The sequence below is a fragment of the Halolamina sp. genome (assembly GCF_036626355.1).
Classification (GTDB): domain Archaea; phylum Halobacteriota; class Halobacteria; order Halobacteriales; family Haloferacaceae; genus Halolamina.
The window spans coordinates 14,180-28,686 of sequence record NZ_JAZKRY010000036.1; the positions used below are offsets into that span (position 1 = coordinate 14,180).

The following is a 14,507-nucleotide window of genomic DNA, read 5'->3' on the forward strand; positions in this document are numbered from 1 at the left end:
GAGGAGACTCTGTCTGGAGTATTCTGCCCGGTCAGGCTGCCCGCCTCGGGAACTGCGGTCGGACGGAGCGGTTTGGCATTTCAACTCACTCTGGGTGGTAGTACTGTGTCGGCGACAGCGAATTGGAATGCACCTATCAGTACTGTATCCTACTTCAGCGACGGATCCCGGGAACTCGTGTGTGCGGACTCCGTGCAACTGGTCCAGCTATCGCACGGATATCCGGGTCTGGGAACTCCTGTCGATAATCCAGGCGAGCCCCCTCGAATCGGCGGCGAAGGGGCCGTGTCTGCCCTCAGCCGGCCGTTCGCGTCGAGAGCACCCCCATCGTCTCAAACATCGGTCCGTGGCTCACTTTGCACTCCAAAGTTTCTGGCACACGCGAGCAGGGGTATCCAAGTAGTAAACCGCCTAAGGGTGGACCACGTAATACACTCCAATGGCAACGCGAACGGCACATCTCGATATCACGGGGATGTCCTGCGCCAACTGCTCGGCGTCGGTCCAGGACACGCTGGAAGCCCTCGACGGCGTTTCGGCGGCGAACGCCAACTTCGCCACCGACGAGGGCTCGGTGACGTACGACCCCGAGGAGCTATCGCTCGGAGAGATCTACGACGCGGTCGACGAGGCGGGCTACGGCGCCGTTTCGGAGACGGTGACCATCGCCATCTCCGATATGACCTGTGCGAACTGTGCGGAGGCCAACGAGACCGCACTCGAGCGGACGCCAGGTGTTGTCGACGCGGAGGTCAACTTCGCGACCGACGAAGCACAGGTCACCTACAACCCAGCGGACGCATCGCTGGAGGCGATGTACGACGCCATCGAGGACGCCGGCTACTCGCCGGTCCGCGAGGGTGGTGAGGAGTCGGGGCAGGACGCGCGTGACGCGGCACGCGAAGAAGAGATCGCCAAGCAGCTCAAGCTGACGCTGTTCGGGGCGATTCTGTCGGCCCCGATGCTGTTCTTCCTCGCGGACCGGTTCCTGCTGGGCGGGAGCCTCGTCCCGGAGACGGTGTTCGGTGTCTCGATCGGATGGGTCGAACTCCTGCTGGCGACGCCGGTCCAGGCGGTGCTCGGCTGGCCGTTCTACAGGAACTCGTACAAGGCGCTCGTCACGAACGGGCGGGCCAACATGGACGTCCTCATCGCGCTCGGCTCCTCGACCGCCTATCTCTACTCGGTCGCGGTGCTCGGCGGCCTCATCGCCGGCGGCCTCTACTTCGATACGGCAGCGCTGATTCTCGTGTTCATCACGCTGGGGAACTACCTCGAAGCCCGTTCGAAGGGGCAGGCCGGAGAGGCGCTTCGGAAGCTCCTCGAGATGGAAGCCGAGACGGCGACGCTCGTCCACGACGACGGGACCGAAGAGGCGGTTCCGCTCGAGGACGTGTCGACGGGTGATCGGATGAAGGTCCGCCCCGGCGAGAAGATTCCAACCGACGGAGTCGTCGTCGACGGCCAGTCCGCCGTCGACGAGTCGATGGTCACGGGCGAGTCGGTGCCGGTCGAGAAAGCCGCCGGCGACGAGGTGGTCGGGTCGACGATCAACGAAAACGGCGTCCTCGTCGTCGAGGCGACCCAGGTCGGCGAGGATACGGCGCTCCAGCAGATCGTCCAGACGGTCAAGGAGGCCCAGTCCCGCCAGCCCGAGATCCAGAACCTCGCGGATCGGATCTCAGCGTACTTCGTGCCGGCGGTGATCGTGAACGCGCTCCTGTGGGGCACCATCTGGTTCCTCTTCCCGGAACTGCTCGCAGGGTTCGTCGACTGGCTCCCGCTGTGGGGGCAGGTCGCCGGCGGGCCCGCAGCCGTCGGGGGGACGGTCTCGGTCTTCGAGTTCGCCGTCATCGTCTTCGCGTCCGCGGTGCTCATCGCCTGTCCCTGCGCGCTGGGGCTGGCAACGCCCGCTGCGACCATGGTCGGAACGACCATCGGCGCGCAGAACGGGGTTCTGTTCAAGGGTGGGGATATCCTCGAGCGAGCGAAAGACGTCGACACCGTCGTGTTCGACAAGACGGGGACGCTCACGGAAGGCGAGATGGAGCTAACCGACGTGGTCGTCTTCGACGGCGAAGGGAACCCGATCCCGGACGGCGGCGAGCCGGCGCTGGCGGACGAGCAGCCCACCACCCGGGACCGCCTTACGAAGGACGACGTGCTCCGGTTCGCGGCGACGGCCGAACACGGGAGCGAGCACCCGCTCGCTCGCGCCATCGTCGATGGGGCCGAGGAACGCGGGCTCACCGTGACCGACCCCGACGAGTTCGAGAACGTTCCGGGCCACGGGGTCAGGGCAACAGTGGGTGAGAGCGAGGTGCTGGTCGGCAACCGCAAGCTGCTGCGGGACAACGAGATCGACCCCTCGCCCGCCGCGGAGACGATGGAGCGTCTCGAGAACGAGGGGAAGACGGCGATGCTCGTCGCGTACGAGGGCGCGCTCGTCGGCGTCGTCGCGGACGCTGATACGGTGAAAGCAGAGTCCGAGGAGGCGGTGACCGCCCTCCAGGAGCGGGGGATCGACGTCATGATGATCACCGGGGACAACGAGCGGACCGCCCGCGCGGTCGCCGAGCGCGTCGGCATCGCACCCGAGAACGTCCGTGCGGAGGTGCTTCCGGAGGACAAATCCAGTGCCGTCGAGCGCATTCAACACGATGGGCGACAGGCCATGATGGTCGGCGACGGGGTCAACGACGCGCCGGCGCTGGCCGTCGCCTACGTCGGCACGGCGATTGGCTCCGGGACGGACGTGGCCATCGAAGCCGCGGACGTGACGCTGATGCGTGATAACCCGCTGGACGTGGTGAAAGCGATCCGCATCTCGGATGCGACGCTCAAGAAGATCAAGCAGAACCTCGTGTGGGCGCTGGGCTACAACACGGCGATGATCCCCCTGGCCTCGCTCGGACTGCTGCAACCAGTGCTTGCGGCCGGGGCGATGGCGTTCTCGTCCGTGTCGGTGTTGACCAACAGCCTGCTGTTCCGACGCTACACCCCGGACCACGACTACGAACTGTTCGGCCGGCTCCGGTAGAACAGCGCGAGGGGTGCTGCTCGCCTCCCAGTCGACGACCGGCGACGACAGCCGAGCTGGCGACCCACCGTTTCGGCTGACCGCTTCCTCCCGCTACTGGTCTCCCTGATACAGCGGCGACTCTGTCGTCGTGCAGCCGGATCGGCCACAGACACCGGCCTCGGCACCGGCCCGTTCGACGCCTGCGGCGAGTTCAGGGAGCTCCCACGTCGGGTCGTGGCCCGTCTCCGTCCGGTGGGACTCGATAAACGACCGGGCCGTGGCGAGTTTGTCGAACGTCTCCGTCAGGTCACAGGCCCCACAGGAGACGGTTACATGTTTCTCAGCCATATGCGAGCGTAGGAGGGGAGGACAGTTAGGGGTTCCTGCTGAAACTCCTCCCCGTGGACTCGAAAACTGACGTGGAGCCCGACTGACGACTTGTCAGTCGGTCCAGAGTCGGTCGATGCGCTCGGCGGCCTCGGGATGGTTCTCCCGCAGTGTTGCGGGCTCGGTTTCGCCGTCGACGTTGATGACGTGTACCTCGCCCCGCTTGCCGTCGTAGACGTCCTGGAAGTCGTAGACGACGCCGAATAGCTGGATGCGGTCCGGGAGTTCGTCGCTCTCGCGCAGGAACTCGATCTGGCGGTCCACGTTGTACTCCACGAGCCGGTTGATGGCGGCCGCTCGGTCGAGGCCGGCCGGGAGTGCCTCGAGGCCCCCTTGGAGATGCGGCGCGAGCAGTTCGAGACAGTGTTCGATTCCCGCCGGCTCCGAGAGCCCATCGGTGAGCCAGTCGTACGTCGCCGTAACCGCGCCACAGCCGGTGTGACCGACGACAACGACCGTTTCGGTGCCGGTGTGTGTGAGGGGATAGAGCACGTCGCCGGAGACGACCTCGCCCTCGGCGGTCTGCTGGACGACGCGGTTGCCGATGTTGCTGCAGGTGAAGACGCGGCCGGGCTGGTCGTTCCCCCAGATGTGGTCTTGGAGCACTCTGGAGTCCGAACAGCAGACCGTGACGGCGTCGGGATGCTGCTCGTGCTGGAGCCCGTCGAACCGGCCGTCGAAGGCCTCGGCGTGGTCGGCGTTGCGGTCGAGCATCCTGAGAAAGCGCTCGTCCATATGCGGGGGGATGCCCCCGGGTGAATAGTGCTCTTTGCTTTCGTTCCTGGACCGAGCCGGAACAGTTAGGTAGGTGATTGAACAATCGCGTGCCATGTCGCGGCGGTGGGTCCCGCCGGTCCGGAGGCCAGCCGCCTCGGTCCGTCGGGTCGTGCTGGCCTGGACGCGAGCGACTGCCGTCGTCGCCGGCCAGCTGGGCGTGCTCGTCGCGTCCCTGTGGCTGTTCGCACACACCCAGCGCAGCGAGCTCCCGCTTTTCGTCGCCTGGCTCCCGCTACTCGCGTTCGCCGGGCTCCTGCTCGTCGCTGCGCGGACCAAGTACCGGCGGGCCGGACGTGAGAACCCGGCGTGGGTCGGCTACCTCCTCGTGGCCGCCGCCCCGTTTACCGCCTTCGGCGGTGGCTGTGCCGTCGACGGCGCGCTACCCCTTGGGGCGCGCCTGCTCCGTAGCGGCGTCCGCATCGGCGTGGAGCTCGGGGATGGTGCCTGTCACACGTATCTTAATGGCGCGCTGCTCGTGCTCGGCTACGCGATGCTCGGGGTCGGATTACATCTCGACGACCGGGGGCTGGGCTGGTTCGCCGAACGGCTGGTGGATTAAGCCCAGACGATACGAAACAGTTCGACGTTGATCTCCGTCCGGTCACTGTCGTGGTGGCCGTAGAGTCGTGGCACCTCGAACTCGGCCCGGAAGGCGTGAGTTACCTCGCCGCCCTCGTCGGCGGCGAACGCCTCGACGAACTGCTGGCTGCCGGCGTTGTGGATGGAGTAGGAGACGGTGGAGAGCTCGGCCGCGCGTTCGAGGAACGCCCGATCGGCGCCCTCGCTACCGGTCCGGGCGCCAAAGGGTGGGTTCATCAGCGTCGTCACCGGAGCATCCGGACAGGGACAGAGCGGCGGCCGTGTCGCGTCGCCGAGGAGCCAGTCGACCGAACGCGCCGGGTCGACGGACCGCTCGTTCTCGCGGGCAACGGCAAGTGCACTCGGGTCGCGTTCCAGCCCGAGTACGTGGTTTGGCGAGCGACAGGCGGCTGCGAGCGCGAGGAGTCCGGTCCCGGTACCGAGATCGAGGACGGTTCGGTCAGTAATGTCGCCTTGCAGGTCAGCGAGATGAACGAGATGCGCCGCCAGATCCGGCGGCGTCGGATACTGTTCGAACTCGAGTTGGGGAGCGCGAAAGCCCGCGAGGCCGTGGAGCCGTTCAGCCAGTGCGCGCTTCGAACCCATTCAGGCCTGAACGTCGAGCCCTTCCACGCTGAGTGTGACGCCTTCGCGGTGGGCGCGCTCTGCGAGCGCCGAAAGCGCCGGCCGGACCTTCTCGGCGTCGCCGACCTCATCGACGGTCACCGTGAGGCTGCCGGCGCCGAGGAACGAGGCCGCCCGGACGAACGCGCGCAGGCGGTCGGCCTCCTCCTGGGTCGCGAGTGAACAGTCCTCCTCGAAACGCGCCTCGACACTGAGCTGCGCCGGCTGGTACCCCTCGTTCGAGAGCTCGCGTTTGAGTTCTCGCAGATACCCCGGTGCCGTCGTGTCGAGTGATTCAGCCGACAGTTCGACCGGTTCGATCTCTGCCGGGCGACAGGCCGCGACCGCTTGCTCCACGCTCGTGCTCATGCTGAATAGCCATATTCACTGGTTATACAAAAGTGTTGGTGAATACCTGTGAGTAATCACAACGGTAACCGGGAGTGCAGGGAATCTGTCGATTTCTCGCGGATCAGAACCCCCCACATCGGGCTTCCCTCCGGGTAATCTTTTCCGTTTTCTTGTCGAGGACGAATAAAGACTTAAATGTAGGTATCACCAGAAATCTTTTAATGGAACGCCCTACCCGGGAGCGGCAGCAGGAGTCCGAATCCGAGGAGGAGGTCGCCGACGAGATCGTCTCTTGTCCGGAATGTGGGTCCGACGAGGTCGTTACCGACGACGACCAAGGCGAGCTGGTCTGTGACGACTGTGGGCTGGTGCTCGACGAGCGCCAGATCGACCGTGGGCCGGAGTGGCGCGCGTTCAACCACTCCGAGCGACAGAGCAAGTCCCGTGTGGGGGCGCCCATCACGGAGACGATGCACGACCGCGGGCTGACGACGACGATCGACTGGAAGGACAAGGACGCCTACGGTCGGTCGCTCTCCTCGGAGAAGCGGAGCCAGATGCACCGCCTGCGCAAGTGGCAGGAGCGCATCCGGACGAAGGACGCCGGCGAGCGCAACCTCCAGTTCGCGCTCTCGGAGGTCGACCGGATGGCCTCCGCCCTCGGGGTTCCCCGGTCGGTCCGGGAGGTCGCCTCGGTCATCTACCGGCGCGCCCTCAACGAAGACCTGATTCGGGGGCGCTCGATCGAGGGTGTCTCGACGGCGGCGCTCTACGCTGCCTGCCGCCAGGAGGGTATCCCCCGGAGCCTCGACGAGGTCGCCGAGGTGTCGCGGGTCCCACAGAAGGAGATCGGCCGCACGTATCGGTATATCTCTCAGGAGCTCGGCCTGGAGCTCAAACCGGTCGACCCCAAACAGTTCGTCCCGCGCTTCGCCTCCGAACTCGGCCTGAGCGAGGAGGTGCAGTCGAAAGCCACGGAGATCATCGACGTCTCGGCCGAGCAGGGGCTGCTCTCCGGGAAGTCGCCGACGGGGTTCGCGGCCGCGGCGATTTACGCCGCGTCGCTGCTCTGTAACGAGAAGAAGACCCAGCGCGAGGTCGCCGAGGTCGCGCAAGTCACCGAAGTGACGATCCGGAACCGGTATCAGGAGCAGATCGAAGCGATGGGCTTCCGGTAGGTCGTCGCTGGCGTACGACCAGCCGGCGAGGCTTTTCGGCGAAGGTGTCTGTCACTGAGCGCGTTCTGTATCGCCTGCAGACCCGGTACCGCACCCGTGTGACTGATGTGGTCCGGTCCCTTACCGGGAGACGTGTTCACCGGGACCGTGAACGGAGTCAACCCTGCCGTGGCGAACAGCGTCAACATGCGAAACAGGACGTTTCGTTCGTTGAGCAGTTTGCTTGCGGCTGGAAATGACCGCATAACGATAGGGTCTCAGTGAGTGAACGGAGACGATGGAGTACTCTGAGGAACGAGAGAGCCCGTCCACCGAAGAAACGCTCGATCAGATAGAGGCCGGTCTGTACCGAGCGCTCTCGGCGGCTGAGGGGCCCGAGGTGATCTACGAGATCAGGACGTCGCTGCAGCGCCTCGACGTACTGCGCAAGCGCCGAAGGGAGAGAGCACTCCGATCGGACTGACCACCACGGACGTCAGATGTCGAACCCGATATCCATACGAGACGAGAGCCATACTCGACCCTGATCTGTTCCCGTCGAGATGGAGCAAGCCGAGTCATCAGAAGCGAACCCGGAAGCGGAACAGTGTCCGATACCGCCCCAGCAGGAGCAACCTACCGTCGTTACGATGGGCGTGGCGGACAGGCTCGACGAGGAGAGTGAAATCCTGGATCCGGTGCGGGAGCTCGTCGACGTGGATGATCGAGCTCGGTTTTTCCGCGGTGGCACAACTGAGCGTCGAGTCCGTGTTCAACCAGTGCCGGGTCACGATCGCCAACGGAACGACCGTCTCCGTCAGACCGCAGGACGACGCCGACTGAGTAGATCCGGATCAACTGACTCGGGAGCTACCTGTCACCTCCTGTTCGCCGACGAGACGTGGGTCCTGGTGAGTCCCATCGAACTCGGAACCGATCACGAGTTGGCGTTCTGGGGGATGAGCAATAGCAGCAGTGCGAGGGAGCCCGATCGCTCACTCAGCGATGTACACCACGACCGTGCGGTCCGTCAGCCCGAGAGTCACCCGGTAGCGCTGATACGCCTCGAACCGCTCCGAAAGCGCCGGCGCGTGCCGCGGCGTCGTGACGACGACCGGTGGTGGGTCCTCCGGAACCGCGTCCGGCGACGCGACGCTTGCCGTTTCACCTTCGGCTCGTTCGACGTACCACGAGAGCGGAAGCCGTGCGGAGAACGCGTCACGGGACTCCTCGGGGACGGGCGGCCGCTCCAGCACTGATTCATCCTTGAGCAGGAACCGTTCACCGACGTAGAGCACGTCCGTCCCGTCGTTTCCCTCCATTGTCGTTGTCGCCGCGGCCATCGCCGGCCGAAGCTCCGCCTCCGGCTGGGCGAACCCGGGGAGGTCGTCACGTGCATCTGGGTCATCGTACACCTCGCCAGCGACGACGGCACCCGCATGAACGCCGGTTGCACTCAGAAGCAACAGCGCCGTCGCGACACGCATCGCGTCACCTCTCGCGAAATGCTCCCGACCGTAGCGCCAGACTGTGGCGAGGCCCACCGCTGCCGGGAGTGCCATCGGGACCAGGATATGGACGGCGACCCAGGGCTCGTTCACCTCCGTCACGGCGGGGAACACCAGCAGGCCGATGCCCGCCCAGTATGTGCCGAAACTCACCGCCGGGCGGGAGCGGCCGCCGTAGCGCTCACGGACGAACCCCCAGAGTGCGAGCGCGACGACCGGGAGCGCCGTCGCCAACAAGGTTTCGAGGGTCCCGCCGACGAACGGCAGCAACGGGTGACCGTTCATATGGGTCGGGGGCGCATGCCGGCCGAGCACCAACACCGCCAGAAAGCGGTTTCCAGCACCCAGGGAGCCGGCTTCGAGCGCCGAGAGCAGCGTCCTCGGTCGGGCGAAGTCGATGACACCGCGGGGAACGTAGAACACGAGCACCACGCCGATTGCGAGCAGCGTTGCGCGGAGCACAGGTGCAGTCCACGCCGAGAGCGTGCGCCCGACACGGCGAACCCGTCCGAGGATGACGCCGGCCGAGTCGCCCCTGACACGCCCCTCGTCGAAAACAAGTAGCGCGGCAACCAGCCAGCAGGCGATCATGGCGAGTGCGAAGCCGGACGTCGTGAGCCCGAGGCCGAACGCGAGAGCGCCGGCGTAGAACAGTCGCCGAGTTCCCCGAGCACGTGCGCGATGGAAAAATCCGAAGGCGACGAAGCCCAGTGCCGCCAGCGGGAGGTCAGCCCGGAACACCCGGGAGTAGTAGAGCAGCGGCGGCGCAAACCCAAGGATGACCGAGAGGGAAACGGTCTCGACCCCGGTGAGCCCAGGCGTGGACCGCCGCCGAAGCGCCGAATCGAACGCCGAGTTGACGCTGTACTGTGTCGCGTCAGTGTCGGTGCCGGTATCCGAGCCGCATGGCTCACGATCCTCGCCCGGTCGGAGCCCGCCTGCGCGGAACAGCAACGCTGAGAGCGGGAGGAGGCCACCGATGAGGGCGACGATGGCGCGCGCGACGGCGTCACCGGCGCCGACGGCGGTGAATAGCCAGCGACCGACGATGTAGAGAAACGGGCCGCCGGCGACTGGGCGGTACTCGTACGCTCCGACAGCGAGCGAACGGAGCGTCCAGTAGCCGACGCGGGCCTCGTCCCAGTGGAACGGACGTGCGCCGAGACCGACGGCGCGGGCGAGCAGGGCCAGCAGCGTGACCGTGAGCACTGCCAGTGTGACCCTGTCGGGACGGCGCATACAGACTCCTGCCGCGTCCTCCCGCAAGAAGGTTCGGAAGCGGCTTCCGACCGGCCCACGACCCCGCAGATATGAGTGTTCTCGACAGTCTGCCCGAGCGCCGCCTGACCGACGCCGAACTCGCCTCGCTCAACCGCGCTGATGCGGTCGAGGTGGCCGTTGACGTGACGGAGGCCGACCGCAAGTCACCCGGGGAGATTGCGGGCCTGTTGCTCGCAACCGAGAGGTGGGTGAAGGGGCTCGTCCACGTCGATGAGGGGTGGCGCGTCGTCGCCAGCCAACAACTCGGCGCGGACGACGAACGATTCGACGCGATGCAGCATTGTGAGGACGCGATTCGGGCCGTCCTAGACGAAACGTAATCAGCCGACCGGCGTTCGACTCCTCGGTGAAGGGATAGTTTCTAACCCTTTCCAGCAGAATACTCCTACGAGATGTACGACGATATCCTCGTTCCGACCGACGGAAGCCCTGCCGCGGCCGCCGCAATCGATCACGCAGTCGACCTCGCTGAGAGGTACGGCGCCCGACTCCACGCACTCTACGTCGTCGACGCGACCGCCTTCGCCTCCGTCGACGCCGGGTCAGAGATGGTCGTGGACGCGCTGGAGCAGGAGGGTGAACAGGCGGTCGAAGTCGTTCGTGAGCAGGGCGAAGCCGCCGGTCTCGAGGTCGAAACCACCATCGTCTCCGGGACGGCCTACCGGAGCATCATCGATTATATCGAGGCCGAGGGCGTCGACCTCGTCGTGATGGGGACCCACGGGCGCCGCGGCGTCGAGCGGTTCCTGCTCGGCAGCGTCACCGAACGTGTCGTCCGGAGCGCCGACGTGCCGGTGCTGACGGTTCGGGAGGGCGAGGAGGAAGAAGAGGAGTAACAGCGGCGACCCGACCACTACCGGCGCCGACTGAGGGATAAACCCTTTTCTCACCACCGCCCCACCGCTGACGTATGGCCGATTACACCGTTGAGTTCGTCGGGACCGGCGAGACCATCGAGGTGTCCGACAAGCAGACACTGCTCCAGGCCTGTCTGGAGGAGGGGATCGCCCAGGAGTACTCCTGCCGGGTGGGGATGTGTCTCGCCTGCTCCGCGAAGATCCTCGAAGGCGAGGTCGAGCAGAGCGTCGCAGAGGCGCGCGCGCTCACCTCGGCAGAGGCCGAGGAGTACGCGTTGACCTGTATGGCCCGCCCGCAGTCGGATCTGGTGCTCGACCGCGGGAAATACCCGCCCAGTATCGAGAACGCCGGCGTCGACGCCGACGGCGCCGTCGCCGACGACGACTGACTACCCAACACGGGCCTCCCGATACTGCGAAACCTGATTACTCCGCCGCGCAGGTGTTGGGCCCACACTCAGGTTGGAACGCCGTCTCCTCAGCAGGCTCGCGGGCACCCAGGGTCATCTCGCTGATCTCCTCGGCGTTTGCTGGCCGGAGCGAAAGCGACGCCGTGATGCGCTGGACGAACGCCACTTCGCGCTCGTCCTCGGCCGCGAGATGCGGGCGCGTAACCGAGCCGAAAAAGAGCGTGTCACCGCAAAACAGCAGATCACCGCGCCCCTCGTCTCCGAGTCGGTAGGGGCGAAGCGAAACCCTCGGCGATGCCGCGGGAGCTTTCACCGCGGCGACCGGAGATGGCTGTATGAACGGAGCCGAGTTCCGCGATGCCGTCGCCGCAGCGAAAGGCACAGAACTCGAGCGACTCGGGTCGAAGAAACTGCTCGTCGCGCTCACTGATGGTGAACTCACGAGCGAGCGCGTGCTCCAGGCCGCCGCGGATTCGGAGAACGCGGCCCACAACACCTTCGCGGTGTGGGCCGACGACGAGGAGCACGAGCCAGCACAGGAGGCCTTTGCCGACGCCGCCGAGCGGGAGCGCGAGCACCGCGAGCGCGTACTCGACGCGCTCGCGGAGCCGGACGAACCGGCCGACGGTGGTCCGCTCCACGGCTATCTGCGCGGACGCGATGACGCGGTGACGCGCGTGGCTGCAGGAATGGTCGGCCGGGGGTTCGTCGCCGATCAGACCCACAAACAGGTGGTCTCGTTTTTCCTCAACGAGACAGAGCCAAAACGGGCTGAGCTGTTCCGGGAGCTTCGGGCCGATACCGAGGAGAGCTTCGAGCGAGGGCTGGCGCTGCTGGAGACGCTCTGTGAGACCGAGACTGACTGGGAGGATGCTCGGGCTGTCGCCGAGTACACGATTCAGGTGGCCTACGACGATTACGCCGACGCCCTGCAGGGGATGGGTGTCGACCCCAAACCGGGCTGTTGAGCCCGCAGCGGCCACAGTCCGTGTGCCCGACCGAGCCCGACGTTCCTCGGGCTCCCAACGCACCCCACAGGCGAGTGGACAGAGCGTGGGACTCCCCAGTTCCATCTCGGACGCAATCGGCGGTGGGTCCGGCCGCGACGACGTGTTCACCTCCCGGCGCATGTCGTCTTGCACGGGGTTCACCCGAGGACCCGCCTGATCGGCGTTCGCTGGTCGGTCTGCCGATCGATAGACGCCCGCGACACCGACGAGAGCTAACCCCGGACACGAGTCCGACCGTGTCCGGCGAGGCGGTCGCAGTTACTCGTTTCAGGGTTTCACGCACCCGTAGCGCCGAATCGATACCGCCCACAGACCGAGACCCAGGCGTGGCGGCGGCGGGGTCGTTCCTTGTCCGATGAGTCGAGTCCGCGCGCCCCGACTGCGCCCCTCGCTGCGGTCAACACCGTCCGTCGCTCCGCGCCAGCGTCACGCGTTGACATGGCATGGCTCGAACATGCTGACGTTAGTTGCATCTCTGATGATAGCCGAGACCATCTCTACAGGCTTTCTGACAGCAGTTTCCAACAATCCACGAGTTTCGGGTGTCCCGGACCTATCCCGGGACGCAGCCGTCGACACTGCGGGGGTGATTACCAACGGTCCTCGACGGCGCTGGGGCCCACCGAGATGGATAGCCATTTGCCGCAGGTTCTCGTAGGTGTGGCTATGCAGGTCGTGGGCTACGACGCCGGCGATGGTGGCCTCCTCCTCTCGCAGGACGGGACGGTGGAGTATATCGACCTCACCCCCGGGACCGAACTCGCCTACGCCCTCGGGGACCGCCACTGTGCTGGGACGCTCCACGACGGCGAGCATATCGCCTGCGACGCCGACGCTGCGCCCTACTGCGACGAGCACAGCCACGTCTGGGTGTGTGCTCGCTGTACGGGCGACTGTCTCAAAGACGAGATGGACTGTTTCGACGACCACGCGGTGTATCTGGCGGCGTTCGCTCCAGACACGTTCAAGATCGGTGTGACCAAGGAGTGGCGCCTGGAGACCCGCCTGCTCGAACAGGGGGCCGACTGCGCCGCCCATATCCGCACTGTCGACGACGGCAGGGCCGCCCGGCGTATCGAGGCCGGTATCGCCGAGCGCATCCCCGACAGGGTTCGGGTGCCGACGAAGCGCCAGGGACTGCACAAAGCCGTCGACGACGACGCGTGGACGGCGCTGCTCGCGGAGTTCGACCCGATCGAGACGCTCGAGTTCGACTACGGCCTGTCGTTCTCCGGACAGCCGATGGCCGAAACGATGGCGGCCGGCACTGTTCGCGGTGTGAAGGGCCGACTGCTGGTGCTCGACCGCGGCGGCAGCACGTACGCCGTGGATATGCGGTCGCTGGTGGGCCACGAACTGTCCGACGGCGTCGACGAGCGCGAGATGCAGTCGAGTCTGGGGGCGTTCGGCTGACGGCGGCGATGTCGAGGGGGGACAGTTTATAGTCCCGGCCCCGGAACTTACAGCTATGATTCCGCTTGAGGAGGCCGTCACCGCTCGGCTCGAGTCCCACGGCGAGCGATTCGAAGTACTCATCGACCCGGACGCCGCACTGGAGATGAAACGCGGTGAGTTCGAGGACGACCTGGAGGACGTCATCGCCGCCGAGGACGTGTTCGAGGACGCTTCGCGTGGCGACCGGCCCGCAGAGGCCGACCTTGAGGAGGTGTTCGGGACGACCGACCCGATGGAGATCATCCCCGAGGTGGTCGAACGCGGGGAGATCCAGATCACCGCCGAGCAGCGCACGGAGATGAAAGAGCAAAAGCACAACGCCTTGGTCAACCAGATCGCACGCAACGCGGTCAACCCGCAGATGGACAACGCGCCCCACCCGCCCGAGCGCATCGAGCGTGCGCTGGAGGAGGCCGGGTTCACCGTCGACCCGATGGAGCCAGTGGAGACCCAGGTCGACGACGCTCTGGAGGCGCTCCGGCCGGTTATCCCCATCCGGTTCGACGAGGTGACCGTCGCAGTGAACATCCCGCCGGAGTACGCCGGCAGCACGCAGGCGAAAGTGCGCCAGTACGGCGACCTGGAGCGCGAGGAGTGGCAGGCAGACGGCTCCTGGATCGGCGTCGTCACCTTCCCCGCAGGGATGCAGAACGATTTCTACGATCTGGTCAACGAGGAGACCAGCGGCGAAGCCGAGACGAGCATCGTCAAAGAGAAAGACGACATCAAGACCCGGTAACCGGCCGACTCCCGTGGCTCTCGGGCGGCCGCCCCCGGCTCGGGCCAGTCCTTTTCAGCGCAGAATCAGCCGGTAATCGGAATCTGTGGCAAACGAGGGAGGGTGGGACTGCACTCGAATGGCGTGAGGTCGGGACCGAGTTGGCCCTGTCGAAATTCTCGGGCAGTTACAGGTTGTCTCGGAGGTTGTCTCCTGATCGACGACCTTCCGACGTCGGAGCTGCTCCGATTCGTAGAACGAGCCGTCAAAATACAGCGGGTGCGTTCATACTGCCGGACAGAAGTCAATACAGAGTTGCTCATACTGCCGGACAGAAGTCAGTACAGACTCGCTCACCAGTCTCTGGCTCT

General features: G+C 65.9%; 16 protein-coding genes. 10 read left to right on the forward strand and 6 right to left on the reverse strand.

Going from position 1 to position 14,507, the window contains the following annotated elements; genetic code table 11:
- Positions 1–439 precede the first annotated feature (439 nt).
- Positions 440–3,040 carry a heavy metal translocating P-type ATPase gene (locus tag V5A38_RS07445; protein ID WP_332325125.1) on the forward strand — a complete coding sequence of 867 codons (2,601 nt, stop codon included), beginning with the start codon at positions 440–442 and terminating at the stop codon, positions 3,038–3,040.
- 93 nt (positions 3,041–3,133) lie between these two features.
- On the opposite strand, the gene V5A38_RS07450 is transcribed toward V5A38_RS07445, so the two are convergent.
- Together V5A38_RS07450 and V5A38_RS07455 are read right to left on the reverse strand one after the other, a co-directional pair.
- On the reverse strand, positions 3,134–3,370 hold the full coding sequence (locus tag V5A38_RS07450; RefSeq protein ID WP_332325126.1) for a hypothetical protein: 237 nt from the start codon (positions 3,368–3,370) through the stop codon (positions 3,134–3,136).
- 93 nt (positions 3,371–3,463) lie between these two features.
- Positions 3,464–4,144, reverse strand: a complete 681-nt coding sequence (locus V5A38_RS07455; RefSeq protein ID WP_332325127.1) for a carbonic anhydrase — start codon at positions 4,142–4,144, stop codon at positions 3,464–3,466.
- A gap of 94 nt (positions 4,145–4,238) precedes the next feature.
- Between V5A38_RS07455 and V5A38_RS07460 the strand changes: the two genes are divergently transcribed.
- Positions 4,239–4,745, forward strand: a complete 507-nt coding sequence (locus V5A38_RS07460; protein WP_332325128.1) for a hypothetical protein — start codon at positions 4,239–4,241, stop codon at positions 4,743–4,745.
- Here the strand turns inward: V5A38_RS07460 and V5A38_RS07465 are convergent.
- Both V5A38_RS07465 and V5A38_RS07470 read right to left on the reverse strand, forming a co-directional pair.
- On the reverse strand, positions 4,742–5,371 hold the full coding sequence (locus tag V5A38_RS07465; RefSeq protein ID WP_332325129.1) for an METTL5 family protein: 630 nt from the start codon (positions 5,369–5,371) through the stop codon (positions 4,742–4,744). The two genes, V5A38_RS07460 and V5A38_RS07465, sit on opposite strands and share 4 nt — an antisense overlap.
- Positions 5,372–5,758: a hypothetical protein gene (locus V5A38_RS07470; RefSeq protein WP_332325130.1), complete on the reverse strand. Its 387-nt coding sequence runs from the start codon at positions 5,756–5,758 to the stop codon at positions 5,372–5,374.
- 203 nt (positions 5,759–5,961) lie between these two features.
- Here V5A38_RS07470 and V5A38_RS07475 point away from each other — a divergent pair, with 203 nt between their 5' ends.
- Both V5A38_RS07475 and V5A38_RS07480 read left to right on the forward strand, forming a co-directional pair.
- The gene (locus tag V5A38_RS07475) at positions 5,962–6,918 is read left to right on the forward strand and encodes a transcription initiation factor IIB (protein WP_332325131.1); all 957 of its coding nucleotides are present in this window, start codon (positions 5,962–5,964) and stop codon (positions 6,916–6,918) included.
- 277 nt (positions 6,919–7,195) lie between these two features.
- Positions 7,196–7,381, forward strand: coding sequence for a hypothetical protein (locus V5A38_RS07480; RefSeq protein WP_332325132.1), 186 nt, complete (start codon positions 7,196–7,198; stop codon positions 7,379–7,381).
- A gap of 511 nt (positions 7,382–7,892) precedes the next feature.
- Here the strand turns inward: V5A38_RS07480 and V5A38_RS07485 are convergent.
- The gene (locus V5A38_RS07485) at positions 7,893–9,644 is read right to left on the reverse strand and encodes a flippase activity-associated protein Agl23 (protein ID WP_332325133.1); all 1,752 of its coding nucleotides are present in this window, start codon (positions 9,642–9,644) and stop codon (positions 7,893–7,895) included.
- Between the two features lie 71 nt (positions 9,645–9,715).
- Between V5A38_RS07485 and V5A38_RS07490 the strand changes: the two genes are divergently transcribed.
- The 3 genes from V5A38_RS07490 to V5A38_RS07500 all read left to right on the forward strand — a co-directional run bounded on the left by V5A38_RS07490 (position 9,716) and on the right by V5A38_RS07500 (position 10,932).
- Positions 9,716–10,006 (forward strand): hypothetical protein, encoded by a 291-nt coding sequence (locus V5A38_RS07490; RefSeq protein ID WP_332325134.1) that lies wholly within the window; start codon positions 9,716–9,718, stop codon positions 10,004–10,006.
- Between the two features lie 72 nt (positions 10,007–10,078).
- Entirely contained in the window at positions 10,079–10,522 is a 444-nt protein-coding gene (locus V5A38_RS07495) for a universal stress protein (protein ID WP_332325135.1), read from the forward strand.
- A gap of 74 nt (positions 10,523–10,596) precedes the next feature.
- The gene (locus tag V5A38_RS07500) at positions 10,597–10,932 is read left to right on the forward strand and encodes a 2Fe-2S iron-sulfur cluster-binding protein (RefSeq protein ID WP_332325136.1); all 336 of its coding nucleotides are present in this window, start codon (positions 10,597–10,599) and stop codon (positions 10,930–10,932) included.
- Between the two features lie 37 nt (positions 10,933–10,969).
- On the opposite strand, the gene V5A38_RS07505 is transcribed toward V5A38_RS07500, so the two are convergent.
- Positions 10,970–11,266: a hypothetical protein gene (locus tag V5A38_RS07505; protein WP_332325137.1), complete on the reverse strand. Its 297-nt coding sequence runs from the start codon at positions 11,264–11,266 to the stop codon at positions 10,970–10,972.
- Between the two features lie 22 nt (positions 11,267–11,288).
- On the opposite strand from V5A38_RS07505, the gene V5A38_RS07510 reads away from it, so the two are divergent.
- From V5A38_RS07510 to V5A38_RS07520, 3 genes are all read left to right on the forward strand, one after another.
- The gene (locus tag V5A38_RS07510) at positions 11,289–11,921 is read left to right on the forward strand and encodes a rubrerythrin family protein (RefSeq protein ID WP_332325138.1); all 633 of its coding nucleotides are present in this window, start codon (positions 11,289–11,291) and stop codon (positions 11,919–11,921) included.
- Positions 11,922–12,629: 708 nt separating this feature from the next.
- A complete protein-coding gene (locus V5A38_RS07515; RefSeq protein WP_332325139.1) occupies positions 12,630–13,376 on the forward strand; it encodes a DUF2797 domain-containing protein in 747 nt (248 codons plus the stop codon).
- A gap of 55 nt (positions 13,377–13,431) precedes the next feature.
- Positions 13,432–14,157, forward strand: coding sequence for a ribosome assembly factor SBDS (locus V5A38_RS07520; RefSeq protein ID WP_332325140.1), 726 nt, complete (start codon positions 13,432–13,434; stop codon positions 14,155–14,157).
- The last annotated feature ends 350 nt before the right edge of the window (positions 14,158–14,507 follow it).